We start from the raw sequence: 24,244 nt of genomic DNA on the forward strand, positions 1-24,244 counted from the left end.
AGCGTACGGGGGGGAAGTCCCGCGAGGCGATGTAGCCGGGGCGGCGCACCGGGGCGGCGAAGGGCTTCGACGGGCGGTTCTCGACGCTGTTGAAGACGAGGAACACGTTGCTGCGCGGGTAGGGCGTGATGTTGTCGCCCGAGCCGTGCATCGCGTTGCAGTCGAACCAGGTGGCCGAGCCCGCCTTGCCGGTGAAGATCTTGATGCCGCAGGCCGAGGCGAACTTGGTCAGCGCCTCGTCCGACGGGGTGCCCGCATCCTGCATCTGGAGGGACTTCTTGTAGTTGTCCTCCGGCGTCGCGCCCGCGCAGCCCAGGAAGCTCCGGTGGGAGCCGGGCATGATCATCAGGCCGCCGTTGGTGGCGTAGTTCGGCGTCAGGGCGATGGACACCGACACGGTGCGCATGTGCGGCAGGCCGTCCTCGGCGTGCCAGGTCTCGAAGTCGGAGTGCCAGTAGAAGCCGCTGGCGCCGAAACCGGGCTTGACGTTGATCCGGGACTGGTGCACGTACACCTCGGAGCCCAGGATCTGCCGGGCGCGCCCCACGACGCGCGGATCGGAGGCGAGGGCCGCGAACACCTCGCTGATCCGGTGGACTTCGAAGACGGAGCGCACTTCCCGGGACTTCGGCTCCACGATGGACCGCTCGTCGGCCAGCGTCGAGGGGTCACGGAGCAGCCGGTCCATCTCGGTCCGGTACACGTCCGTCTCGTCGGGCGTGATGAGTTCGTCGACGGACAGGAAGCCGTCGCGTTCGTAGCTCTCCAGCTCGTGGGCCCATATCGGGCCCGGAGTGCCGGGCTCGGACCAGACGACGGGGTCCGCGCGGCCGGTGAGTACCTCCTCGGAGCCCCGGGTCGGATACAGGTCGTTCGCGGTGCGGGTGGATGTGTGGATCATGGTGGTGCCTGCCTCTCCTCTCTGTGCGTTTCCGCAACTCAGCTGTGTTCGGGTCCGGCTCCGGGTCCGGCTCCGGCTCCGGCTCCGGGTTCAGGCTCGGGCTCGGTGAGCAGGGGGTACACGCCGTTCTCGTCGTGGTCCTCCCGGCCCGTCACCGGCGGGTTGAAGACGCACAGGCAGCGGAACTCGTGCTTCACGCGCAGGGTGTGCCGCTCGTGGCCGTCGAGGAGGTACATGGTTCCGGGCGTGATCGTGTAGGTCAGGCCCGTCTCCTCGTCCGTGAGCTCGGCCTCTCCCTCCGTGCAGACCACGGCCTCCACGTGGTTCGCGTACCACATGGACGTCTCGGTGCCGGCGTACAGGACGGTCTCGTGCAGGGAGAAGCCGACGCGTTCCTTGGCCAGGACGATGCGCTTGCTCTCCCAGGTCCCGGATGCCGCCCTGACGTGGCGGTCGGTTCCCTCGATGTCCCGGAACGAGCGGACGATCATGGTGGGTGCCCTTCGTGGTGTGTGACGGGTGCCGGTCAGGCGGTTTCGCGGACGGAGCGGGCGAGGATGTCGAGTCCCTCGTCGAGTTCGTCGGCGGTGACGGTGAGCGGCGGGAGCAGCTTCACGACCTCGCCCTCGGGGCCCGAGGTCTCGACGAGGAGACCGTGCTCGAAAGCCCTCCGGCACACCTCCGCCGCGCGCTCCTTCTGGGTGAACTCGAGGCACCAGACCAGTCCGCGGCCCCGATACGTCGCACCCAGCCGGCCGTGTTCGGCACACAGCTCGCGCAGCACGCCCTCGATGTGCCCGCCCTGGACGAGGGTCCGCTCGCGCAGGACGCCGTCACCCCAATAGGTCTCCAGGGCAGCCGTCGCGGTGACGAAGGCCGGATTGTTGCCGCGGAAGGTGCCGTTGTGCTCGCCGGGCTCCCACAGGTCCAGTTCGGGCTTGAACAGGCACAGGGACATGGGGAGTCCGTAGCCGCTGATGGACTTCGACAGCGTGACGATGTCGGGGGTGATGCCCGCCTCCTCGAAGGAGAAGAACTCACCGGTCCGGCCGCAGCCCATCTGGATGTCGTCGACGATGAGCAGCATGTCGCGGCGGCGGCACAGGTCCGCGAGGGCGCGCAGCCATTCCGCGCGCGCCACGTTGATCCCGCCTTCGCCCTGGATCGTCTCGACGATGACCGCCGCCGGGTGGTTGAGGCCGGAGCCCTGGTCCTCCAGCAGGCGCTCGAACCACAGGAAGTCGGGGACCCGGCCTCCGAGGTACTTGTCGAAGGGCATCGGGGTGCCGTGGACCAGGGGGATGCCGGCGCCGGCCCGTTTGAAGGCGTTGCCCGTCACGGCGAGCGAGCCGAGCGACATGCCGTGGAAGGCGTTGGTGAAGGACACGACCGACTCGCGGCCCTTGGCCTTCCGCGCCAGCTCGAGTGCCGCTTCGACGGCGTTGGTCCCCGTCGGCCCCGGGAACATCACCTTGTAGTTCAGTGCGCGGGGTTCGAGGACGTGGGACCGGAACGTCTCGAGGAAGGCCCTCTTGGCCGTCGTCGACATGTCGAGCCCGTGCGTGATGCCGTCCCGCTCCAGGTAGTCGAGCAGGGCCCGCTTCAGGACGGGGTTGTTGTGGCCGTAGTTCAGGGACCCGGCGCCCGCGAAGAAGTCCAGGTAGCCGCTGCCGTGTTCGTCGTACAGCCGGCTTCCCGTGGCGCGCTCGAAGACGACGGGCCAGGCGCGGCAGTAGCTGCGCACCTCGGACTCCATGGTCTCGAAGACGGACAGGGCCGGCTCGGTCATGGTCAAGGCAACTCTCCAATGAATGTGGGGTGTTCGGTGTGGGGGTTCGGTGCAGGGCGGCTCAGTACGGGGCGTGCGGGCCGGGATCAGAAGTGGAGCGGCCCGATGCGGTGCAGGACCTCCGGGGCGTACCCGCGGTCCGGGAACTCCTCCGGGGCGAACAGCACTTCGCGCGTGAGCGTGGCGCCGTGCCGTGCGGCGTACGAGGCGAACAGGCGCTCCGACGCGAGGTTTCCGGGGGAGACGGTGGCCTCGAGGGCGCTCAGTCCGTGTTCCGCCGCCACCCGGGCGGAGAGGCCGTCGAGCAGCGCCCCGGCGACACCCAGGCCGCGGACGGATTCGTCGACGGCGATCTGCCAGACGAGCAGGGTGCCGGGGCTGTCGGGCCGCAGGTATCCGCTGACGAATCCGACGGTGCGCCCGGACGAGTCGCGGGCGACGGCGGACGTGCCGGCGAAGTCACGGCACCAGAGGAGATAGCTGTAGGCCGAGTTGAGGTCCAGGGTCCCGGAGTCGCGGGCGAGGTGCCACAGCAGGCGGCCGTCGCTTCGGCGGGGGCGGTCGATGTGCGTCGTCGAGGTGGTCGAGGTGGTCGGGGTGGAGGGCGGGGTCTTCCGGTAATGGGCCAGTTCTGCATGAGCAGTCATGCGGGCCGAAGCTACCGATGCTTGGAGGAGATTGCACGGCCCTGAGGGGTTACGCGAAGGGTGCTGTTCGTGATAGGTGGAAAGGCCTCTCAGGGACGGTGAAAGTGCCGGCAATGAGCCCGGTCTTCTATGAAAAATGCTGATATTTCCACCCCACCCTCGGTTCTATAACGAGCAGGTAACGTCTTTGTCCCGTCTCATGTCTTCCACTTGAATGTGATGTCTTCGTCGGCTGGTCGGGGGTTTCGTTGACAGCCGCGCGGATATAGGAGACAGGGCCCGCGCAGCCCGCCGCGTCACTGTTCCTGCGGTGGTTTGCCCTCCGCAGCGGAGACCTCGACGAACTCCACCTGGCCCTTGGCGTTGAGGCGGAGGATCGGGACGGCCTTGTTGCGGGGATTGCCGTTGTTCTGGAAGGAGATGAAACCGCTGGCGCCGGCCACCTGCTGGGTGCCGTCCATCTGGTGGAACATCCGGGCCACCGCGTCGCCGACGACCTGGCCCTGCCAGCGGGCGGCCATCTGGATGCCGTGGGCCGCGGCGAGGACCGCGTCGTGGCCCATCAGGGCCCCGCCGTCCTCACGGGGGTCGTGCGGGAACCACTCTTCCAGCAGCCCGCCCGGCTGGAAGTTCTTCGCGGAGGGCGCGGACACCGCCTGTGGCGCCGCGCGGTACATGTCGGGGTGGGCGAGGCCGGTGTAGAGCACCTCGATGCCCGTCGCGGCGGCGCGGGCGAGCTGCTCGGGGTTCAGGTTGCTGGTGTCGTCCCCGGTGAACACGGTGAACCGCTGGTCGGTGCAGCTGCGGTTGGCGAGCGCGTCGAGGAAGCGGGTGAGGTGCAGGCCGCGGCCCGCGAAGTAGACGAGTTGGGGGCGCTGCTGACACAACTGTCCCGGCATGTAACGCAGTTCGTTCTGCCAGGCGCTGCTGACGGAGGAGTCGTACGTCATGCGCTCGGCCACGAGCTTGTGCGCGCCGCCGTCCTGGAACGCCTTGGTGAAGGCGGTGCCCAGGGTGGAGGCGTAGAGGTCTCCCTCCGCCACGTCCTGGATGACGACGCCGGTGGAGACTCCACGCCGTTTGAGGTAGCCGGCGCCCGCGTACGCCTCGTCCTCGTTGGTGGGGGCGATCCGGACGAAGCCGTTGATGCCCTGGATGTTCGAGGCGGTCAGCGTGGCTCCGACCATGGCGATCCCGTTCTCGGAGAAGCGCTTGATGGCCGCGAGGTTCTCGTTGGTGCTGGGGCCGAGGCCGGCCACCGCGACGAGCCGGTCCGGGGAGTCCTTGCGGGCGATCAGTTCGTCGACGGTGTGCTTCCACTGCGCGGACTTGCTGCCCGGGTTGGCGATCAGCAGCCGGATCTTGGGCGTGGCGGCCAAGTCGCCCTGGTTGTGCCGGTACTGGGCGAGGTGGGCGCCCTGGAGTTCGTGGCGGACGCCCTCGGCCGAGTTGCTGTCCTCTGAGGTGGTGGTGAACGAGGTGAAGTAGGCGACGCTGACGTACGGTTCCTTGTCCGCGTTGGCGAGGACCCGGCGGTTCTCCTCCTCGATCTTCGCGCTGACGGCGTCCAGGTGCGGCGCGAAGACGTAGGAGCCGTCGCTCACTCCGACGCACTCGTCGTCCCGTCCTTGTTCGACGACCCCGTCGGCGCACCGGGCCTGGCGTTCCTGGAGCCAGCCCACACCCAGCCAGAGCGCCGCCACGAGGGTGACGGCCGCCGCGGCGGCCAGCGCGACGCGGCGTACGACGTGCAGCGGCCATTCGAGTCTGGGCACGTGCTCAGCCCTCCCAGCCCGCGGTCTGGGGATCGCGCCAATGGCGGTACCGCTCGGCTTCGTTGAACAGGGCCACGATGTCGTTCCTCCGCAGTTGGGACAGCTGGGTGTAGCCGTCGGCGATCAGGTCTCCCAGCCGCATGGCGGGGTCGGCGAGCGGATCGCTCCACACCCAGCGGGTGGTCACCAGGGTGTGGATCACGGACTCGGTGTCCATCACGCGCCCGGGCCGGCGCGGGACGAGCCCGGCGAGGAGCTCCAGCGGCCCGCTGCCGGCCGGGAGCCGGTTCGGAGCGGCGGTGATCGCGTCGAACTCGGAGATCCACTGAGCGGCCGGTACGGCGGTGAAGCGCCGGGTCAGGTGGGCGGTGACCTCCTCGGTCCGCCCGCGGGCGAGCTGGTGGTACATCTCCTGCACCGGCTTGCCCTCGCCGCGGTAGTGCTCCGCGAGGAGCTCGTGCGCGGCGTCCCACCCGTCGGGGCGCGCGGCCAGCCGCCACAGGAGCAGCCGGCGCAGCCACGGGTGGAGTACGGGGACCACGGCGACGGGCCCGGTCAGCAGCCAGCGGGCCCGGATGTCGCCGAACAGGGAGTCGTCGGGGCTGAGCAGCCGCGTGGCCACGGAGAAGTCCCGGGCGGCGGAGCATTCGGCCAGGGCCGCGCGCTGGTTCCCGTCGAAATCGCGCAGGAGATGCCCGAGCGCCGTGTCGGCGAGGGTGGCGGAGGCCTCCCCGGTGCGCAGCGGCCGATCGGGCAGGGTGCGCAGCCAACGGTCCTGCTGCGGACCGGAGTCCGGGAGCGGCCCGGCCTGGCGCAGTACGTCGAGCACCTGGTGGACGGCGCGCGGCAGCCCCCCGGTGAGCCGGTGGACGAAGGGGGTGAGGCGGGTGAGCGGGGCCAGGTCGCTGTTGCCGCCGAGCTGGAGCTCTATCCGGATCCGCACCTCGTCCAGGTTGAGGTCGCGCAGCCGCAGCGGGTACCACCAGCTGTCCTCGCTGTCGCGGGTCGGCCGGTTGGCGTGCCAGTCGGCCAGGGAGGCCCGGTCGGGGCCGCGCAGCTGCCAGGGCCAGGAGTCCCCGGTGGCCGGGCCCCAGCGGGGCAGCCAGCGGTTGGAGCTGGCGACGACGGTCAGCGGGTCGCTGGCGTGCCCGGCCACCACGGTCTGGTCGTGCCGGGAGCGCAGTAACAGGTCCAGGAAGCGGCGGCCGTATTCGGTGTGGGAGTTGTCCAGGAGCAGCAGGTAGGAGCGGGGCATGAAGTTGCGGGCGGTGTTGCGCCTGAGGTCCTCCAGGAAGGCCGAGAACAGGACGAGGTCGAGCCGCTCCTGTTCGTTCTCGTCCCCCTCGTGGCGCCAGAGGTTGAGCTCCACGAGGGCCTCCATGGGGTCCGCGCTGCGGGTCATGGGGTGGCGTCCGTACCAATGGGCCCCGGCCGTGAGCCGGCTGCCCAGGCGGCCGCCGAGCAGGCCGGGCACGGTGCGGCGGCCGCGCCGCAGGGCGTCCTGGAAGAGGGTGAGCGCGGCGGTGGAGGCGCCTTCGGGCATGCCGACCGCGCCCATGCCCACTTCGAAGAAGGCGGCCAGGTAGTCCCCGTGCCGGGCCTCGTTCTCCTCCTGGAACCGGTCGAGCTGGCGTTGCACCGCGCGGCGGCCCTCCGCGAGGCTGCGCATGCGCAGCTCCTGGTCGGAGGCGAGCAGGCCGAGGCTGAGCAGGGGGAAGTGGGAGCGGCCGTAGCGGGGCAGCTTGCGTTCCAGCTGGCGGGCCAGGAGCCCGAGGGCGTAGCGGGGCAGGAGGGACTGGGCCCCGCCGAAGTTGACGAAGGCGAAGGGGTAGTCGGGTCCGAAGCGCTCCATCAGCGCGCTGTGCGCCTCGCTGGCTCCGCTGCCGGCCGGGCCGAGGAGCATGGTCAGGGGACGCTCGGCCTCGGGGTCCTCCTTCAGGCACGAGTCGACCAGCGACAGGATGCCGCTGCGGCCCCGCAGGCCCATGCCCGTACCCGGCTCCATGACGTGTGATCCCCCCCAGGACGGCGCTCAGAGGAGTAGAGCCTGCCATCCGGAGGCGGAGTCAGACAGGGGTTTCCGCTCCTTGATTCGATTCCGCGTGGACGAACCGGGCAACCGGGCCGGTGGCGGACCCGGCCGTGTGCCCCGGAGAGCCGTGGCATAGTCGCGGCAGGGCGGCGTACGGGCCGTCCGCGAAGACGGGGGCGGGCAGTGGACACAGGGGCGTTCGAGGAGATCAGCACCGAGGTGGAGCTTCGCGAGCTGCTCGGCGAACCCACCGCCGTGGCCATCGACAAGGAACGGCGGACCCTGCACGACCACCACAGGCAGTGGCTCGCCCGGTCCCCGCTCTGCCTGATCTCCACCTCCGCCGCCGACGGCACCTGCGACGTCTCGCCCAAGGGCGACCCGCCCGGTTTCACCAAGGTCCTCGACGACACCACCCTCGTGATCCCGGACCGCCCCGGCAACCGCCGTGCGGACGGCTACCGAAACGTCCTCACCAACCCCCACGTCGGTCTGCTCTTCCTGATCCCGGGCCGCGGTGACTCCCTGCGCGTCAACGGCCGGGCCCGGCTGCTCCGCGAGGCGCCCTTCTTCGACGACCTGACCGTCAAGGGGCACCGCCCCGCGCTCGCCCTCCTCGTGGAGGTCGAACAGGTCTACTTCCACTGCTCCCGGGCCTTCGTGCGCTCCGCCCTGTGGAAGCCGGAGACGTGGAACCCCGAGGCGGCCCCGTCCAGGGCCAGGATCTCGAAGAGCCTGGAGCGCACGCACGAGTCCCTGGAGGAGCTGGAGCGCTACTACGGGCCCTCGTACGACGAGAAGGACATGTACATCTGAGGGGTGGTCAGGGCGCTCGGGCGGTGCGGTCCGGTCGGGGCCTTGGCCGCCACCGTCGTTCAGAACCGGCAGCTCGCGGCAGTCGGGATGCCGCAACGCCGGGCGTCCATCCAGGCGATGGCATGGGTCCAGATGCGGTCCGCGGCGGCCAGGCCCGCGGGGGTGAGGAGGTCGGCGGGTTGGACCGCCGGGTCGGCCGCCGAGGCCCCGTTGATGAGCGTCAGCAGGATCCCGGTGTAGGGAGTGGCGGTCTCGTCCTGCTGGGCGAACAGGGCGGGCATCCACTCGAATCCGACCGCCGGCGCGTTGGCGACCACGCCCTTGAGATCGACGTCGGGGGCGTACGCGGCGGCGTGGTGCGCGCTCCACAGCGCGGCGTGCCCGCCCTGCGAGCCGCCGTAGACGAGCGTGGTCGGGCCCGCCCCGGGGTCGATCGTGCGAGCGGCGCGGAGGATGTCGAGCGTGGCGTACGCGGCGGACTTGCCGTTGAGGTACGGGTGCCTGACCCCGGTCACCCCCAGGACGATGTAGTCGGGCTGTACGACGACGAACCCCCGCGCGAGCAGCTTCCCCACCGCACTCGCGTCCTGCAGCCCGGCGAAGGCCGGGATGGGGGACGGGGCGCACGCCGAACCGATGCCCATGGTGCCGTGGTTCACGGCGGCGACGGGCCGCCCGCCGGCCGGCGCGGGGCCGTCCGGGACGGTCACCAGGCCGCTCGCGGCCACCGGCTTGCCGTCGGTCCCGGTGCTCAGGTACATCACCAGAACGGTGTGGGACGGCAGCGTCAGCTCCGCCTCCGGCGGCGCGTAGGGGCGTTGGCGGATCACCGTGCCGGGCTTGCCCGCGGGCAGCGGGTTCGGCGGGTCGTAGAACGCGTCGCCCTCGGGCACGGCTGTCGACGCGCTCCGCTCCTCGGGGCCCTGGTGCGCGCCGTTCCGGGTGCAGCCCGACAGGGTGAGCGCCGCGGCGATCGCACCGACGGCGGCCCAGCGGGACGCCCGGACCAGCGCCGCCGGACGACGGCCGGGTCCGGGGAGGTGGCTCGATCCGTGCGTCAAGGACGGTCTCCTTTGCGTGCGCGGCTGCCGTTCGGCGCCGCCGGACGGAGGCTCTGACCTGGGCGGGAGGGCCGGCAGCAGGGTTCGTCAGGAGGGCGGCGGTCCGTGCTCCTCGTCGGCCGGGGGCGACGTAGGGGGCTGATGTCCGGGGCGAAACGCTAGCTGCGTTCATTTGCAACGTCTACCCACACAGGGGCCCCTGGACGTACGAGACCCGGCCCTCCCCGGGGAGGGGGAGGACCGGGTCGCCGTGCGGGTGGGGTGGAGAAGGGTCAGGAGGCGAAGCAGAGGGACTGGCCGGTGCCGAAGGCGTAGCAGTCGATGCGGCGCGAAGCGGTCGCCGTCAGGCCCGAGTTGTCGGTCACGGTCAGCTCGGCGGTGTAGCTGCGCTGCCCGGCCGGGTAGCGGTGGGCGACGGTGGCGCCGGTGCCCGTGGCGGAGTCGCCGAACTTCCACTTGTACGAGGCGATCGAGCCGTCGGAGTCCTTGGAGGCCGAGGCGTCGAAGGAGCAGTCCTGGTACCAGCAGGACACCGAGAACGCCGCGGTCGGCGGGGTGCCCGTCGGGGGCTGCGTCGTCCCGGCGGTGACGGGCTTGGTGACGGTGGCGGTGCGGCCGGAGTCGTCGGTGACGGTCAGCTTGACCGAGTAGGTCCCGGCGGCCGCGTACTCGTGGGACGGCTTGACGCCCTCACCCTTCGCACCGTCGCCGAACTCCCAGGCGTACGAGGCGATCGAGCCGTCCGGGTCCTTGGACGCCGAGGCGTCGAAGGCGCAGGAGGCGGCCGAGGTCGAGCACTGGGCGGCGAAGTCCGCGACCGGCTCACCGGGCTGGGTGGGAGCGCCGAGCTTCGTCACGTTCAGGAACTTGTTGGGGGAGCCCGAACCGGCCCCGGTCACCACACCCGACTGCGCGTTGTCCACCAGCGCGTCGCGCACCTGCTGCGGGGTGGCGTCGGCGTGCGCCGAAAGGTAGATCGCCGCCGCTCCCGCCGTGTGCGGAGTGGCCATCGAGGTGCCGCTCATCGTCTGGGTGCCCCCGCCCATCCTGGTGGAGACGATGGAGCCGCCGGGGGCGAACAGGTCCAGGCAGGAACCGTAGTTGGAGAAGCTGGAACGGGCGTCGTTGCTGTCGGTGGAACCGAGGGTGATGGCCGCGGGCAGGCGCGCCGGGCTGGTGTTGCACGCGTCCTTGCTGTCGTTGCCCGCCGCGACGGCCACCGGCACGCCCGCGTTGATGACCCCGGCCACGGCGTCGTCGAGCGCACGGTCGGCGCTGCCGCCCAGGGACATGTTGACGACGGCCGGCTTCTTCGCGTTCCTCGCGATCCAGTCCATCCCGGCCGCGATCTGCTCCGTGGAACCGGAACCCTGGCAGTCGAGCACCCGCACCCCGACCAGCTTGACGTTCTTCGCGACTCCGTACGCGCTGCCGCCCACGGTCCCCGCGACGTGCGTGCCGTGCCCGTGGCAGTCGGCGGAGTCCGCGTCGTTGTCGATGAAGTCGTAGCCCGCGGAGGCGCGGGAGCCGAAGTCCGAGTGCTGCCGGTACAGGCCGGTGTCCGCGATGTACGCGGTCACCCCGCTGCCGTCGTTCGGGTACGCGTAGGAGCCGTCCTTGGCTCCGTCGACGCGGTCGATGCCCCAGGAGGGCGGGTTGGGCTGGGTCCCGGAGACGCGGAAGACGGTGTCGGCCTGGACGTAGCGCACGCCCGGAGCGGCCGCGAGCAGGCGGGCCTGCTCCGGGGTCGCCTTCACGGAGAAGCCCTTGAGGGCGGCCGTGTACAGCTGACGGACCGCCCCTCCGTGGCGGTCCGTCAGCGTCTTCGCCTCCCCGGCGGTCTCGGCCGTGGCGGCGGCGCGCAGGGAGGGAGCGCCGTCGAGGACGACGAGGTACCGGCCGCTCACCGTGTCCGCCGCGCCCTCGCCGAGGACCCGGCCCTCCGCGGGTCCGGCATGGGCCTGGGTGGCGGCGCCGAACAGGCCGAGGACGGTCGCGGTGGCGGCACCGAGACATATGGCCCCGAGCCGGGTGCTTCTTGCCGCACGCTGTGCACGCATCCAACTGCTCCTACTGATCGGGTTCCTGGATGCCCCGGCGTGGGGGCCGGGGCACGGGGATCACCCTCGTGACACCCGGGGGAGCCCGGCAATCCGTACCCGGGTCCGTAGGAGTACCTATTCGCCGCCACCCGCGCCCCGGCCGCTACGGAGTACGTACCTCCGTACGGCTGCTGACCTTCAGTTTCCGCAGCACCTTCGCCACGTGCTGTTCCACCGTGCGCGGCGAGAGGAACAGCAGCTCGGCGATCTCCCGGTTGGTCCGGCCCGAGGCCACCAGCCGGGCCACGTCCGCCTCCCGCGGCGACAGCGCCTCGCCGTACCCGCCCCCGCCCCGGCCGCGCCGGGCCGTCGCCGCATGACCGCTCCCGCGCAGCGCCCGCCGGCACCGGGCCGCCTCCCGCACGGCCCCGATGCGCTCGAACTCGGCGGCCAGGAGCGCCAGTTCACCAGCATCCGGTACGCATTCCAGGGCCGCCTCCACGGCCTGGGCCGCGCTGTGCGGCCGGCGCAGCGCGGCGAACTCGGCCGCCGCCCGGCGGTAGTGCGCCGACGCCTCCTGCGGCTGTCCGGCGGACCGGGCCACGGCCGCCCGGCACAACGGCAGCGCGGCCAGCGCCAAGGGGTGGTCGCGTCCCGCGATGGCCTCGGCGTACTCGGAGGTCAGCCGCGCCGCGTCGGCGGAGCGGCCCGCCCGGACGTACGCGTCCACGCCGGCCGCCGCCAGGTCGGCGGCCCAGCCCCACAGCCCCTTGTGCCGGACGCGGGCGAGCCCCCGGTCGGCCTCGGCGCAGGCCGCGCCGGCCTGACCCCGCGCGAGGTGGATGCGTACCGCCGCGGCGCCCGCGGCGGCCAGGACGGGCGAGGCCGCGTTCTCCGGATCGCCCAGGGCGGCCGCCGCGAGGTGCTCCCCGGCCTCCTCCCACTCCCCGTGCGCGGCACCGAGCAGCCCCAGCACGAGGCGCGCCTCCGACTCGATCCCGGAAGCTCCCTGGGCCGCCTCCCACACCTGCCGGGCCCGCTCGCCGAGCCCCTCCCAGCGCCCCTGGGTCCACTCCAGGCGCAGCACGGTCGCGTCGATGATCCCGCGCAGGTACGGGGCTCCGCACGCGGCCGCGATGCGGTCGCCCTCCCGGCGGAACAGCTCGGCCTCCGGGTCCTTGCCCAGCCAGGCCGCGGCGTCCGCGAGGTTCCCGCACATCCGCGCCAACTCCAGGCGCCCGGCCCGGTCCGCGGCGCCGGCGGCGAGCAGGGCCTCCGCCTCGCCGCGGACCGCCCCCTCGCCGAGGGTCATCCGCAGGACGAGGTGGTTGCCGCGCACGGCGAGGCGCAGGGCCTCGTCCCCGTGCGAGGCGGCGATCCGCTCGGCGCGGTCGATCCACTCCTGGTAGACCGGGTACGGCTCCCCGCCCCAGGTCGGCATGGCGAGCCCGGCCATGCCCCGGGCGGCGCGGGCCGGCCGTTCGTGGAGCTCGGCGACGGCGCGGGCGGTGTCCAGCCGCCCCTGGCGGTGGTCGCCGGCCTGGTTGTTCAGCAGCAGCCCGAGGTTCAGCCGGATGTCCCCGCGCACGGCGTCGGGCAGCGCCCCGCCGTCGTCGACCACCCGGCGCAGCAGCCGGGCGGTGCGGCGGTGGGTGAGCCCGATCGTGGCCGCGCGGCTGAGCCGCAGAGCCAGGCGGGCGCAGTCCTCGGGCGGCAGCGAGGGATCGTCGAGGAGCCCTTCGAGGAGCTCCACCGCGAGCGCGGTGTCGCCGATCTCCCGGGCGTGCTCGGCGGCGTCCTCCGCGTAGCGGCGCCACTTCTCCACGGCCCCGGCCTGCCGGGCGTGGTAGGCGAGCCGTACGAGCGGAGGCGCCGGCAGCGCGGCCAGCGCCGTGACGGCACGCAGGTGCAGGCGTCGCCGCTCGGGGCCCAGCAGGGCCTCGTACACGGCCTGTTGGGCCAGTCCGTGCCGGAACCCGTACCGGTCCTCGCCCCAGTCGTGGAGCACCCCGGCCCGCAGCGCGGCCCCCACCGCCCCGGCCCCGGCCTCCTCGTCGAGCCCCGCCACCGCGGTGACCAGGGCCTCCTGCGCCGGATCGCGCAGCACCGCGGCCGCGTGGACGACGGCCAGGGCCGGCGCGTCCAGACCGGCGGTCCGGTCGGCCATCGCCTCCTGGAGCAGGGCGGGCACGGCCGTGGGGGCACCCGGCCCACGGACGAACTCCTCCAGCACGAAGGGGATTCCGGCGGTGCGCTCGTGCAACTCGCCCGCCAGCCGCGCGGATACGGGCCCGCCCGTGAGCGCGGCGGCCAGGGTGCGCACCTCGCCCGCGTCGAGCGCCTCCAGCCGCATCAGCAGGGACTCGTGACCGGCCGCCCGCCGGTAGGCACGCCCCAACGGCAGCCCGGGGGCGGGCAGGTCCTCCCGACGGTACGTCAGCACGCTGGCGAGCCCCGGCGGCGGATCCTCGATCAGGAACCGGATCAGGTCGCGGGTGCCGTCGTCGGCCCAGTGGAGGTCCTCGACGACGAGCACGGCCGGACACACGGCGGCCAGCAGCGCCCCCACCGCACGGAAGATCCGGTGCGTGGCGGCGGCCGGGTCGTGCAACGGCTCGCAGGGCGGGGGCAGTCGATCCGCGAGCTCGGGCAAGTACGGCCGCAACGCCCCGCACACCGGGCTGAGCCCGGCCGGGACGGCGTGGGCGAGGGTGCGCAGCACATCGAACAGCGGCCCGTACGGAAACGGCTCGCGCAGCGGCGGACAACTCCCGGACAGCACCCGCGCCCCGCGGTCGGGACGTCGCGCGAGCACCTCGCGCACGAGCCGCGTCTTGCCGATCCCGGCCTCGCCCTCGATCAGCACCACGGCGGGCGGCCGGGCCAGCGCGGAACGCATCGCCCGAATCTCCGCATCCCGTCCGACCAGCACCGATGCGCCCATCCCCGCAGTCATGCGGGTGGAGTCTACGCACCGCCCCAGGCCCCCGGTAGGGCTGCGGTTCCGAGGGTTCCCGTCGGTGGTGCGCCTGCTGCGGCGAAGGTGTGAAGGGGCATGGTCTGGGCAGACCAGAGGCACGGGGCGTGCGCGACGGAGCCGCGCCCCGGCCACCCCCGCCGCGGGCGTTTCCCGTAGCCCGGCCTCGGGGCCGGCTCAGTACTCGCTCAGTCCTCGTCGGCTCCGGCCGGGGGCTCCATCGCGGCGATGCGCCGGCGGACGACGACGGTGGCGGCCACCGCACTGAGGGCGAACGCCACCCCGATGACGGCGGGGCGGTCGAGCCTGTGCCGGCTGACGTGGTCGAGGGAGATGCGTCCCGGCCCGGTGACACCGAGGCAGGCAGCGACGGAGCCGAGCAGGGCCGGGTACTCGAAGCCGCCCCCTTGGGCGAAGAACCCGGCGGGGGCGTGGACCGAGACGGCTCCTGCCATGGCACCCGCAGCGGCGGCGCCCGCCGCCGGGGTGGCCAGACCCAGCGCGAGCAGAGCGCCGCCACCCGCCTCGCCGAGCCCGGCGGCGATGGCACTCGGTCTGCCCGGGGTGAAGCCCATGTGCTCCATCGTCCGGGCCGTTCCCTCGATGCCGCCGCCGCCGAACCAGCCGAAGAGCTTCTGCGTGCCGTGTGCCATCAGCACGCCACCTGCCGCGAGCCGCAGGGTGAGCAGCCCGAGGTCCTTGCGAAGGGTGAAGTGCATGAGCGGCCTCTCGATAGGAATGCAGCGGCGGGAATGCATCGGCGGAATCCGTTCGCCCCGTTCCACCCCTTCCACGCCTTCCGTGCCCCCACACCGCACCCGCACCAGATGGCCGGGTGGGTTTGCCGCGGTCCGCGGCGGTTAGATGCTCCACGTGCAGCCGCGTCCTCCACCGGTCGAGAGGGGCACCATGGCTCCCACCACTGCTCCGGTGAACCCGGCGGGCCCTCCGTCTCCCGGCGGCCTCAGCCCCCCGGCTCCGCCCGACGCTCCGCTGCCCGAGGACCACACCCAGGCGATCCTGGAAACCACCAAGCACGTGGCGGCGCTGCTCAAGCAGACCGGAAGGCCCTTCGCCCTCGCGGGCAGCGTGGCCGCATTCGCCCATGGCCTGCCGGCCCGCTTCCAGCACGACACGGACTTCTGCGTCCGGCCCGAGGACGCCGACGCGGCCGTCGAGGCCTTGGAGGGCGGCGGCATCTCCATGCGCCGGGCCCCCGAGGACTGGCTGGTCAAGGGCAGCTCGGGCGGGGAGGAGATCGACCTCATCTTCGAGCTGGCGCGGCGTCCGGTCAGTACGGAACTGCTCGAACGGGCCCGCGTCAAGGCGGTGGACTCGGTGTGGATGCCGGTCCTCTCGCCCACCGACCTCATGGAGAGCCGCCTCGTGGCGCTCTGCGAGCACTACTGCGATTTCGGCGACCTGCTGCCCATGGCCCGCATGCTGCGCGAACAGATCGACTGGGACCGCCTCGACCGCGACCACCGGGGGAGCCCGCTCTCGGACGCCTTCCTCTACCTGCTCGCGCGACTCCAGGTCGTCGACCGCCGCCCCGCGGGGCCCGACGGGAGAGAGGAGGCGACGTGACCTCCGACGGCATCACCGAGTACCGCATCGAGCACCTGCGCGACCGGCTGGCGCGCGAGGAGACCGCCGAGCTCGGCGTACGCGTCGACACGCACGGCTCCCGAGCCGTCGTCCGGGGATGCGTCCCCGACGAGCAGTGCAGGGCGGCCGTCCTGCGCATGGCGGGGGAGGAGCTGACGGGCCTCGACTGGTACGACGACCTCACCGTGAGCCACCCCAGGCCGCCCGACCATTCCGAGGAACTGCCGTGATCCGCGTGGCGGCCGTCGGGGACATCCACCTCGGCCCGGACAGCGCCGGGACGCTCAGGCCCGCGTTCGACACTCTCGGGGCCTGCGCGGACGTGCTGCTGCTGGCCGGTGACCTCACCCGCCACGGCACCCCGCCGGAGGCCCGGGTGGTGGCCGCGGAAGTCGCCGGACTGCCGGTGCCCGTCGTCGCGGTCCTCGGCAACCACGACTACCAGAGCGACCTGCAGGAGGCCGTCGCCCGGGAGCTGCGGGCGGCCGGCGTGCACGTCCTGGAGGGCGGCGGGGTCACCCTCGACCTCGCCGGTACGAAGGTGGGCGTCGCGGGGACCAAGGGCTTCTGCGGGGGCTTCGCCGGGCGCAGCGGCAGCGAGTTCGGCGAACCGGAGATGAAGGCGTTCATCCGCTGCACCCGCAGCTGTGCGGAGGGCCTCGGGCGGGCACTGGCCGAGCTCCGCGAAGCGGGTTGCGCGCTGCGCATCGCTCTGACGCACTTCGCGCCCGTACCCGACACGCTGGCGGGCGAGCCGCGGGAGATCTACCCCTTCCTCGGCAGCTACCTGCTCGCAGAGGCGATGGACGAGCAGGGCGCCGACCTGGCCGTCCACGGCCACGCCCACCTCGGCACCGAACACGGGATGACGGCGGGTGGGATCAGGGTCCGGAACGTCGCCATGCCCGTCATCGACCGGGCCTTCGCCGTCTACCACCTCGCCCCGGACGGGCACGCGCCGTCGGCCGACCCCCGGTTCACGCGGCCGCGGACGGCTCGGCCCCCGCCGGCGGACCCACCCCGACCCGAAGGCCGAGCCCGTGAGCCAGCCCGGCGCCGCACCGGCCGGGGACATCGCCCTGCGCGCCCGTCGTGCGTGGCCGGCGAGGCAGGGGCCGGTCGACGGGGTTACTCGCGACCGGCCCGCAGGAGGTCCAGGACGGTCCGCTCGACGGCGCCGTGGGTGGCCGGCTCGCCGAACAGGCCGTCCTCGCCGAGCTTGCCGAGGGCCGGCGCGATGGTCTCCCCGGCTTCGTAGAGCTCGATGACGCGGGGCCGACAGTCCGTGGCCGTCACTTCCCGACCTGCGAGGTCGCGCAGGTAGTCGTTCAGGTCCTCGGCGTGGACGTCGTGCCATGCCCGGTGCTCCCAGTAGGCGAACAGCCTCGGCCCGGGATCCTTGCGCCGCAGCAGCGCCCGGATCACGGCGTGGGCCTGCCGGTCCACCCACGTGCGCGTGACCGTTCTGGCGGACTTGGCGGGGAAGTCGAGCCGGATCTCGCCGTTCCGGCAGGCGACGTGCTCCCGTAGCAGCGTGGTCAGTAGCGGTCGCCGCCGATCCGCAGGAAGCCCAGGTCGAGCAGCCTGGTCAGGCAGGCCAGCACCCGGACACGGGTCAGACCGCGGCCGTCGAGATCGCGCGTCACGTGTTCGCGCAGCCGCAGCCGCGGCAGCGTGCGGGCCACCTACCGGACGTGCTCGTGCTTGGCGGCGTCGCGCTGTTCACGGAACGCCGGATGGTAGAGGTACTGGCGACGCCCGGCCGCGTCGGTGCCCACGGCCTGGAGGTGGCCGCTGGGCCACGGGCAGATCCAGACTTCCTGCCAGGCAGGGGGGATCACAAGGGCACGGACACGCTCCCTCTCGCACAGCGGCGCGCCTTCATACCGGACGTCTACCCGCGCTCACGCCGTCGCACGTACCGGACTACTCCTGCTCCTCGATCCCGATGGCCTCCTCCAGCTCCCGGTGAGCCGTGCCCCGCCCCCCTCCTGCTGCTCCAGCAGGGCGCCGGCGATGGCGTCCAGCTTGCGCTGGATCGCATGCTCGGCCCGGCGTTCGGAGTTCTTGAGCAGGGCGATCAGCAGCAGGGACACCGCCGCCATGGCATCCCCGGCGAGGTGCTGCCACTCCATCGGCAGGTGGAGCAGGTGAACGGTGACGAAACCTGCGACCAGGAGGATGCACAGGAAGGAGAAGAGCGCCGAACTCGTGAAATTGGACGCGAGTTCCGCCAGTTTCTCGAAGCGGCCGAGCCGCCCCGGTCTGCCCTTTTCGGCCGGATGGTCCAACGTCATGCCCGGCGTCTGCCCACCGGCGGCCCGCCGAACCGTCGGCCGGCAGAGTCCCCGTATGCGGGCGGCATATGCGCCCCCTGGGGGGTTTCCCCTCCGCCGAACGGGTAGCCGAGAGGCGACGACCCGCGGAACCGTTTGATGGAGGCGGGACATGTCTACAAGCACACTCATAGCGATCATCGTTGCGGCGGCCGTCGTGGTCGTGGCACTGAGCTTGACCCTGGCCATGCTGGCGCGCCGGCGCCACCTGCGCGACCGCTTCGGGCCGGAGTACGAGCGGACCGTCGAGGAAAAGGGCGGCGCCCTGGCCGCGGAGCGCGAACTGCGCGCCCGCGAGCAGCGGCACGATCGGCTGGAGATCAAGGAACTCCCCGCCGAGCGGCGCCACCAGTACGCCGACGAGTGGACCACCGTCCAGGAACACTTCGTGGACCGGCCGGACGGCTCCGTGGCCGAGGCGGACGAGCTGGTGTCCCGCTTGATGCGGGAGCGCGGCTACCCCACCGACGGGTACGGCGGACAAGTGCGCGACCTCTCCGTCGCACACGCGGGCACGCTGGACCACTACCGCTCCGCCCACGACGTCAAGGTACGAAGCGCCGACGGGCGGGCGACCACCGAGGAACTCCGGGGAGCGATGGTGCACTACCGCGCCCTCTTCACGGAGCTGCTCACGGACGAAAGGAACCGGTGACATGAAGACCCGTTCGGACGCGGAGGGCCGGCCCCCCCCAGGCGGGCCTGACCACGGAAGACCTCGCACATCCGGTGACGGAGGACGAGGAGCAGGCCCCGGTGTACCCGGGAGAGGCCACCGAGGACCGTGAGGTCCGTGAGGTCCGTGAGGTCCGCGAAGGCTACGGGGACCCCGAGGGCTACGCGGAACGCGAGGAAAGCGAGGTTCGCGACGAGGACGCCCCGGCCGCGGCAGAGGACCGTACGGTCGCCCCCACCGGCGCGGACGCGCCCGCAGAGGCTCCCGACGATGACTCCGCGCCCCTCGTCGGCAACTCCGAAGCCCAGGAGTTCCGTCAGGCGTGGACCGACATCCAAGGCCGCTTCGTCGACGACCCGCAGGACGCGGTCAGGTCCGCGGACGCCCTGGTGGCCGAGGTCATGCAGACGCTGGCCGGCACCTTCGCCGCGCACAAGCAGGAGCTGGAGGCCCAGTGGGGCCGGGGCGAGGAAGTGGAGACGGAGGACCTGCGGCAGGCGTTGCGGCACTACCGCTCCTTCTTCAACCGCCTGCTCAAGACCTGAGCGCGGCGGAGCCCGGGGAGGATCAGAACCCGTTGCGGAGCCGCATTCCGACGGGTCGGCCGTCGGGGTCGACCAGGGCGTGGTGCAGCGGGGTGGCGAGCAGGCGCCGGACGGTGGGCAGATGCGGAGCGACGTAGCGGCGCAGGCGCCCGGGTGGCCGGGGCCCACGGAGCCCGGCCTCGTGCCAGGCGTCCAGCGCCGCGGCGGCTTCGGCGAAGCGGTCGAACGCGTTCGACGGATCGCACAGCGCGTCCGCCGTCCACGGCCCGGCCCCCGCCGTCGCCTCCGCCCCCGCCCCCGCCCCCGCGCCGGCCTCCGCCCCGTCCCCGGCGTCGAGGTGCTCGCGCATCAGCTCCAGGCGCAATTCCCGGGCGAACGGGCGGGCGCCGTCCCCGAGCCCGCCCGGATCGTGCGGCGGCCTCGGATCGCGGCTCAGGTCGAGGACGGCGCAGCTCAGCTCGGAGTCGTGGGTCCACGACCGCAAATTGACGTTGTCGGACCCGACCGCCGCCCAGACGTCGTCGATCACGCAGACCTTCGCGTGCACGTAGACGGGGGTCCCGGCATGGTTCTCCACGCCGTACACCGCGACCCGGTCCCCACCGGCGCGGCGCAGCTCCTCCAGCGCGGTGATCCGTCCGATCAGGTTCATGGGCCCGGTGAGCAGGCCGTCCTGCTCCGGCACGGAGGGAATGACGGCGGCCAGCCGCAGCCCCGGATGTTCGCGCAGGGCCCGGGCGAAGCAGTCCACCACGCGCGGGGACCACAGGTACTGGTCCTCCAGGTAGATCAGCGTCCGGGCCCGCAGCAGCGCCTTGAGATAGCCCCGGGCGATGCTGCGCTCGCCGTCGGGGGCGAAGGGGTAGCCGCGCAGCAGCCGGTTCGGGTAGGTGCGCAGCACCTGAACGGCGTGCGTGCCGCACGGCGGCGGATCGGGCCCCTGCGGCGGCAGCTCGTCCGCGCTGGTGTCCTCGCGTGCCAGCCGTTCGCGCAGACGCATCAGCGGACTGCGGCTGAGCGGCGCGGGATCCTCCCAGCGCTCGCGGAAGACGGCTTCGACGTCGCCGACGACCGGCCCCCGCAGGGCGAGCTGGACGTCGTGCCACGGGGGGTGCGGACCGTACCGCGGCGCCAGGGGCAGCGATTGGCGGTCGCCGCGGTGGTCGGCGTCGTCGTTGCGGTTGTGGCAGAGGTCGATCCCGCCGACGTACGCGACATCGCGCTCGGGCCGGCCGGGGTGCCGCAGGACCACCATCTTCTGGTGGTGCGAGCCGCCGGGCCGCACGCGCAGGTCGAGCAGGCACTCACCGCCCGCCGCCTCCACCCGCTCGCTGAGGGAGCGGTTCTCCTCCTCGCTGAACCGGAAGCCGTCCAGGTGCGAACGCCACAGCAGGCCCTTGACGACGACACCGAGCTCGGCCGCCGCGCCCAGTACGGCCGCGATCTCCGTACCGGCTCCACGGAGCCGCTCGTCGGGATCGCCGCGCCAGTCGGTGAACAGGAGCAGGTCGCCGGCGCGCATCGCCCGGATCCGCGCGAGGAGCTCGGCGAAGTACGGTGCGCCGTGGACCAGCGGGCGGGCGTCGTTGCCCTCCGACCAAGCCGCGCCGTCCGCCCGGCGGTGCTCCAGCCGGGTGGCGGCATTGCCACGTTCTCCCGGTGCCAGGAGCCAGTCCGAGCTGGGCATGGTGGGGCCTCCACTTACGCGGGTACCCGCATCCCGTCCCTTCCACTCGGGACGGGCCGGACCGCTCGGAAGGAGAGGCCGTGGCGGTAACGGAACTGGACGCCTTCGCCGACGTCCTGGACGGCCCCGTGTACGTGGTCACGGCCGTGGCCGGGGGCTCGGCCGGGGGCTCGGACGAGCGGGCCGGCTGTCTCGTCGGCTTCGCCTCGCAGTGCTCGATCCGGCCGCCGCGCTTCATCGCGTGGCTGTCCACGCTCAACCGCACCTTCCGGGCGGCACAGAGGGCCTCCCACCTCGCGGTGCACGTGCTCGGCCGCGACCAGCGGTGGCTGGCGGAGCTCTTCGGGGGTGAGCGGGCGACCGGACGGACAAGTTCGACCGGATCGAGTGGACGGTCAGCGCGGACGGCGTCCCGTTGCTGGCCGGTGTGCCCGCATGGTTCGTAGGCCGGATCGAGGCGCGGATCGACGGGGGCGACCACGTCGGCTTCCTCCTGGCGCCCACCGAGGTCTCCCCGGCCCTTCCGGACCCGCCCGCCCTCCTCCGGTACGGCGACGTCAGGGAGATCGCCCCCGGACACCCGGCCTGACAGCCTGCCTGACAGCCCCCCGGGCCCCTCCTTCGGGCCCCGAGGTGCCGCCGCGCAGCGCACGGGCCAGCCTGGAGGGAGCTCTCCTACGAAACGACTCGGAGGAACTCCACCGTGAACCGACCTCTGCCCAGCGTGCGCGGATGGCTCGGGCGCGTGAAGAAGGGCGCCGCGGGGCTCGGCGAGCGGCGAGCCCGTCTCCACGCCCAACGGGAGGCGGAGGCCGCGGCGGCCTGGGAGGAACCGGTGGCGCCGGAGGCGCGGCACGGGTCCCACGCCGGAGCGCGGGACCCCGCGGCCGCGGTGCCCTGGGGGGTACGGGTGGCCGCGGAGGCCGGTTGGCGGTTCCTGGTGCTCGCCGCCACGGTCTGGGTGCTGATGCGCGTCATCGGGGCGGTGCGGCTGGTCGCCCTCGCCTTCGTCGTCGCGCTCCTGGTCACCGCGCTGCTCCAGCCGACGGTCGCCCGGCTGCACCGGAGCGGACTGTCCCGGGGCGCGGCGACGGCGCTGACCGCGACCTGCGGCTTCGTGATGCTCGGGTTGGTCGGATGGTTCGTCGTCTGGCAGGTGCTCGACAACCTCGACGACCTTTCGGACCGCGTTCAGGAGGGCATCGGAGAGCTCAAACAATGGCTGATCGACAGTCCCCTGCACGTCACGGAACAACAGATCAACGCCATCGCCGACAAACTGAGCGACACCATCGGCACCAGTACGAGTGAGATCACCTCCACCGGCCTCCAGGGCGTGACCGTGCTCGTGGAGGTGATCGCGGGGCTGTTGCTGGCCATGTTCGCCACCCTCTTCCTGCTGTACGACGGCAAGCGCATCTGGCAGTGGACTCTGCGGCTCGTCCCCGCGGCGGCCCGCCCGGGGGTGGCCGGCGCCGGCCCGCGCGCCTGGCGGACGCTCACCGCCTACGTGCGCGGCACCATGATCGTCGCGATGATCGACGCGGTCTTCATCGGCGTGGGCATCTACTTTCTCGGCGTGCCGCTGGCCGTTCCCATCGGCGTGGTGATCTTCCTGTCCTCCTTCGTGCCCCTCGTGGGCGCCGTCGTCTCCGGAGCACTCGCGGTCGTGGTCGCCCTCGTCACGGAAGGGGTCTTCACCGCCCTGATGGCGTTGATGGTCGTCCTCGTGGTGCAGCAGATCGAAGGACACGTGCTCCAGCCGTTCATCCTGGGCAGGGCCGTGCGGGTCCACCCGCTGGCCGTCGTCCTGGCCGTGGCCACGGGCGCCACCATCGCGGGAATCGGCGGGGCCGTGGTGGCCGTCCCGCTCGTGGCCGTGGGCAACACGGTGGTCACCTACCTCCGTGCGCACCCCGCGGCGAGCGCGGGGCCGCCGTCACCCCCACCCGTAGCCCCGTCCGCAGACCCGCCCGTCGCACCCTCCGGGGATCAGCAGGCGGGAGCGGACGACGCCCCGGACCGGTGAGCGGGCCACCCGGTCACCCGGCGCGAGGACAACACGAGGGGTCAACCAGGGCCGCTTCCCGGGGCCGGATCGGGCGGTTGTGGCCGTGGCGTGCGCGTGTAAGCGAAGCGGTGCAACGTTCCGCCTGCTACACAGCAGGACCCACCCGGATCCGAAGGGTGCACCACGCGGAGGAGCGAACGGATGGACCAACCGGCGCAGCAGCTCAGGACGCCCGCGGCGCCGGCCGGGCCGCCGGAACGCCAGGAGGCACGAGCCATCGCCTCCCGCGCCACGGGAGTGCTGATGGCCCTCGTCCCCTGTACCGCGGCCAAGGCCCGCCGGATCCTGGCCGAGGTGGCGATCGGCGCGGGCACGGACGTACGGCAGGCGGCCGAGGCCGTTCTCGCCGCCCGGACCGGTGGACCCGCCGCGCCCGTCGTCGAGGACGTGCTGAGCGGCGCCCTCGCCCGGGCCCGCACCCTGCCGGACCGTCCCCCCGGGTCCTGGTCGCCCCCGCACCCGGACACCCTGCGCGGGCACGTGAACCACCTGCGGGCCGCCCGCCGCCGCGCGATGGCGGCTCCCGACGACGCGAAGGCGCGCAGCGAGCTTGAGGAGGCCGCGTACACCCTCTGCGTCGTGATGGGCCAGCGCAGCGCCCACGGCGCGCTGCTGGCCGCGGAGGAGATGATCGCCGTCAACCGGCTGGCACCCGGGGTGCTGCCGCAGGGCGGCTGAGCGCCTTCCGTGGGTCAGGTGCGCAGGCGGCTGTTGCCTTCTTCGTGCCCGTCGGCGGCCGCCTCGTCGAACCAGTAGTCGCCGGCCGCGAGGTAGCGGAAACCGTGGGTGGCCTTGGCGGGAAGGGCCACGGTCACGGCCCGCATGCCATCGGTCCGGGGTTCGAGGACGTGCGCGCCCGGACGCCAGTCGTTGAACGTACCCACGACGCTCACCGGCCCCGGCGGAGTGTCCGCCGGAAGGACGAAGGTGACCTCGGTCGTGTGCTTCCGGCGCTTGCGCTCCAGCACGGACTGCTCCTATCGGTAGGGGCGGGCGGTGCCCGCCGACCGGGGTCAGCCTGACGGCCGCCGCCCGTTCCGGCTCACGACCCGCCGCACGGGCACCCGCATCACCCGTCCGGAGCGGACCCGATCGCGTGACACCTCCGCCGGCGGCGTCGGCCCGGAGCCCGAATGCCTGAACCACAGCCGCGGCTAAGGGTGTCCGCCAGTAGGTCATCGGATGCGGGGGTTTCGAGGGCGGGTGTCCCAGCGGTAGAGGGTCCAGGCGCGTCGGATCAGGCAGCGGACAGTGATGACTGTGCTGGCCAGAGCGATGAAG

General features: G+C 72.7%; 25 protein-coding genes and 2 pseudogenes. 10 read left to right on the forward strand and 17 right to left on the reverse strand.

What is annotated here, in order from left to right:
- From thpD to AC061S_RS41200, 6 genes are all read right to left on the reverse strand, one after another.
- Positions 1–901, reverse strand: a 901-nt coding sequence (thpD, locus tag AC061S_RS41175; protein WP_478690991.1) for an ectoine hydroxylase, incomplete at its 3' end; no start/stop codon positions are given.
- 38 nt (positions 902–939) lie between these two features.
- Complete coding sequence (locus AC061S_RS41180; protein WP_478690992.1) at positions 940–1,392, reverse strand: ectoine synthase; 453 nt, start codon at positions 1,390–1,392, stop codon at positions 940–942.
- 35 nt (positions 1,393–1,427) lie between these two features.
- Entirely contained in the window at positions 1,428–2,696 is a 1,269-nt protein-coding gene (gene ectB, locus AC061S_RS41185) for a diaminobutyrate--2-oxoglutarate transaminase (RefSeq protein WP_478690993.1), read from the reverse strand.
- Positions 2,697–2,776: 80 nt separating this feature from the next.
- Entirely contained in the window at positions 2,777–3,337 is a 561-nt protein-coding gene (ectA, locus tag AC061S_RS41190) for a diaminobutyrate acetyltransferase (RefSeq protein WP_478690994.1), read from the reverse strand.
- Positions 3,338–3,633: 296 nt separating this feature from the next.
- Positions 3,634–5,112: an ABC transporter substrate-binding protein gene (locus AC061S_RS41195; RefSeq protein WP_478690995.1), complete on the reverse strand. Its 1,479-nt coding sequence runs from the start codon at positions 5,110–5,112 to the stop codon at positions 3,634–3,636.
- A 4-nt stretch (positions 5,113–5,116) separates the two neighbouring features.
- Complete coding sequence (locus tag AC061S_RS41200; protein WP_478690996.1) at positions 5,117–7,117, reverse strand: hypothetical protein; 2,001 nt, start codon at positions 7,115–7,117, stop codon at positions 5,117–5,119.
- A gap of 210 nt (positions 7,118–7,327) precedes the next feature.
- Here AC061S_RS41200 and AC061S_RS41205 point away from each other — a divergent pair, with 210 nt between their 5' ends.
- Positions 7,328–7,960 carry a pyridoxamine 5'-phosphate oxidase family protein gene (locus tag AC061S_RS41205; RefSeq protein WP_478690997.1) on the forward strand — a complete coding sequence of 211 codons (633 nt, stop codon included), beginning with the start codon at positions 7,328–7,330 and terminating at the stop codon, positions 7,958–7,960.
- A gap of 59 nt (positions 7,961–8,019) precedes the next feature.
- Here AC061S_RS41205 and AC061S_RS41210 read toward each other — a convergent pair whose 3' ends face one another.
- From AC061S_RS41210 to AC061S_RS41225, 4 genes are all read right to left on the reverse strand, one after another.
- Positions 8,020–9,021, reverse strand: coding sequence for a lipase family protein (locus AC061S_RS41210; protein ID WP_478690998.1), 1,002 nt, complete (start codon positions 9,019–9,021; stop codon positions 8,020–8,022).
- 272 nt (positions 9,022–9,293) lie between these two features.
- On the reverse strand, positions 9,294–11,081 hold the full coding sequence (locus AC061S_RS41215) for a S8 family serine peptidase (protein ID WP_478690999.1): 1,788 nt from the start codon (positions 11,079–11,081) through the stop codon (positions 9,294–9,296).
- A 145-nt stretch (positions 11,082–11,226) separates the two neighbouring features.
- Complete coding sequence (locus AC061S_RS41220; RefSeq protein WP_478691000.1) at positions 11,227–14,019, reverse strand: ATP-binding protein; 2,793 nt, start codon at positions 14,017–14,019, stop codon at positions 11,227–11,229.
- 209 nt (positions 14,020–14,228) lie between these two features.
- On the reverse strand, positions 14,229–14,759 hold the full coding sequence (locus tag AC061S_RS41225; RefSeq protein WP_478691001.1) for a DoxX family protein: 531 nt from the start codon (positions 14,757–14,759) through the stop codon (positions 14,229–14,231).
- 190 nt (positions 14,760–14,949) lie between these two features.
- Between AC061S_RS41225 and AC061S_RS41230 the strand changes: the two genes are divergently transcribed.
- The 3 genes and pseudogenes from AC061S_RS41230 to AC061S_RS41240 all read left to right on the forward strand — a co-directional run.
- Positions 14,950–15,627, forward strand: a complete 678-nt coding sequence (locus tag AC061S_RS41230; protein ID WP_478691002.1) for a nucleotidyltransferase family protein — start codon at positions 14,950–14,952, stop codon at positions 15,625–15,627.
- Positions 15,624–15,878: a hypothetical protein gene (locus AC061S_RS41235; RefSeq protein WP_478691003.1), complete on the forward strand. Its 255-nt coding sequence runs from the start codon at positions 15,624–15,626 to the stop codon at positions 15,876–15,878. The genes AC061S_RS41230 and AC061S_RS41235 overlap by 4 nt, the downstream gene beginning before the upstream one ends.
- A pseudogene (locus tag AC061S_RS41240) lies at positions 15,875–16,606 on the forward strand (metallophosphoesterase family protein); the annotation flags it as partial. The gene AC061S_RS41235 and the pseudogene AC061S_RS41240, both read left to right, overlap by 4 nt.
- A 170-nt stretch (positions 16,607–16,776) precedes the next feature.
- Here AC061S_RS41240 and AC061S_RS41245 read toward each other — a convergent pair.
- The 4 genes from AC061S_RS41245 to AC061S_RS41260 all read right to left on the reverse strand — a co-directional run bounded on the left by AC061S_RS41245 (position 16,777) and on the right by AC061S_RS41260 (position 17,945).
- On the reverse strand, positions 16,777–17,244 hold the full coding sequence (locus AC061S_RS41245; RefSeq protein ID WP_478691014.1) for a site-specific integrase: 468 nt from the start codon (positions 17,242–17,244) through the stop codon (positions 16,777–16,779).
- A complete protein-coding gene (locus AC061S_RS41250) occupies positions 17,187–17,333 on the reverse strand; it encodes a hypothetical protein (RefSeq protein ID WP_478691004.1) in 147 nt (48 codons plus the stop codon). Before AC061S_RS41250 ends, AC061S_RS41245 begins: the two co-directional genes overlap by 58 nt.
- On the reverse strand, positions 17,334–17,489 hold the full coding sequence (locus AC061S_RS41255; protein ID WP_478691005.1) for a hypothetical protein: 156 nt from the start codon (positions 17,487–17,489) through the stop codon (positions 17,334–17,336). It lies immediately after the preceding gene.
- Between the two features lie 63 nt (positions 17,490–17,552).
- Positions 17,553–17,945: a hypothetical protein gene (locus tag AC061S_RS41260; protein WP_478691006.1), complete on the reverse strand. Its 393-nt coding sequence runs from the start codon at positions 17,943–17,945 to the stop codon at positions 17,553–17,555.
- Positions 17,946–18,096: 151 nt separating this feature from the next.
- Between AC061S_RS41260 and AC061S_RS41265 the strand changes: the two genes are divergently transcribed.
- Both AC061S_RS41265 and AC061S_RS41270 read left to right on the forward strand, forming a co-directional pair.
- Positions 18,097–18,639 (forward strand): hypothetical protein, encoded by a 543-nt coding sequence (locus AC061S_RS41265; RefSeq protein ID WP_478691007.1) that lies wholly within the window; start codon positions 18,097–18,099, stop codon positions 18,637–18,639.
- 74 nt (positions 18,640–18,713) lie between these two features.
- Positions 18,714–19,205, forward strand: coding sequence for a hypothetical protein (locus tag AC061S_RS41270; protein ID WP_478691008.1), 492 nt, complete (start codon positions 18,714–18,716; stop codon positions 19,203–19,205).
- Positions 19,206–19,227: 22 nt separating this feature from the next.
- Here the strand turns inward: AC061S_RS41270 and AC061S_RS41275 are convergent, their stop codons facing one another.
- Positions 19,228–20,892 carry a phospholipase D family protein gene (locus AC061S_RS41275; RefSeq protein ID WP_478691009.1) on the reverse strand — a complete coding sequence of 555 codons (1,665 nt, stop codon included), beginning with the start codon at positions 20,890–20,892 and terminating at the stop codon, positions 19,228–19,230.
- Positions 20,893–20,972: 80 nt separating this feature from the next.
- Between AC061S_RS41275 and AC061S_RS41280 the strand changes: the two genes are divergently transcribed.
- From AC061S_RS41280 to AC061S_RS41295, 4 genes are all read left to right on the forward strand, one after another.
- Entirely contained in the window at positions 20,973–21,338 is a 366-nt protein-coding gene (locus tag AC061S_RS41280) for a flavin reductase (protein WP_478691010.1), read from the forward strand.
- A complete protein-coding gene (locus AC061S_RS41285) occupies positions 21,308–21,481 on the forward strand; it encodes a flavin reductase family protein (RefSeq protein ID WP_478691011.1) in 174 nt (57 codons plus the stop codon). The genes AC061S_RS41280 and AC061S_RS41285 overlap by 31 nt, the downstream gene beginning before the upstream one ends.
- 126 nt (positions 21,482–21,607) lie before the next feature.
- On the forward strand, positions 21,608–22,921 hold the full coding sequence (locus tag AC061S_RS41290) for an AI-2E family transporter (protein ID WP_478691015.1): 1,314 nt from the start codon (positions 21,608–21,610) through the stop codon (positions 22,919–22,921).
- A 183-nt stretch (positions 22,922–23,104) separates the two neighbouring features.
- Entirely contained in the window at positions 23,105–23,641 is a 537-nt protein-coding gene (locus AC061S_RS41295; protein ID WP_478691012.1) for a DUF5133 domain-containing protein, read from the forward strand.
- A gap of 14 nt (positions 23,642–23,655) precedes the next feature.
- Here AC061S_RS41295 and AC061S_RS41300 read toward each other — a convergent pair whose 3' ends face one another.
- Together AC061S_RS41300 and AC061S_RS41305 are read right to left on the reverse strand one after the other, a co-directional pair.
- Complete coding sequence (locus AC061S_RS41300) at positions 23,656–23,931, reverse strand: isoamylase early set domain-containing protein (protein WP_478691013.1); 276 nt, start codon at positions 23,929–23,931, stop codon at positions 23,656–23,658.
- A 207-nt stretch (positions 23,932–24,138) separates the two neighbouring features.
- Positions 24,139–24,244: pseudogene (locus AC061S_RS41305) on the reverse strand (IS5/IS1182 family transposase); the annotation flags it as partial.

This window comes from Streptomyces sp. CA189 (assembly GCF_056428985.1).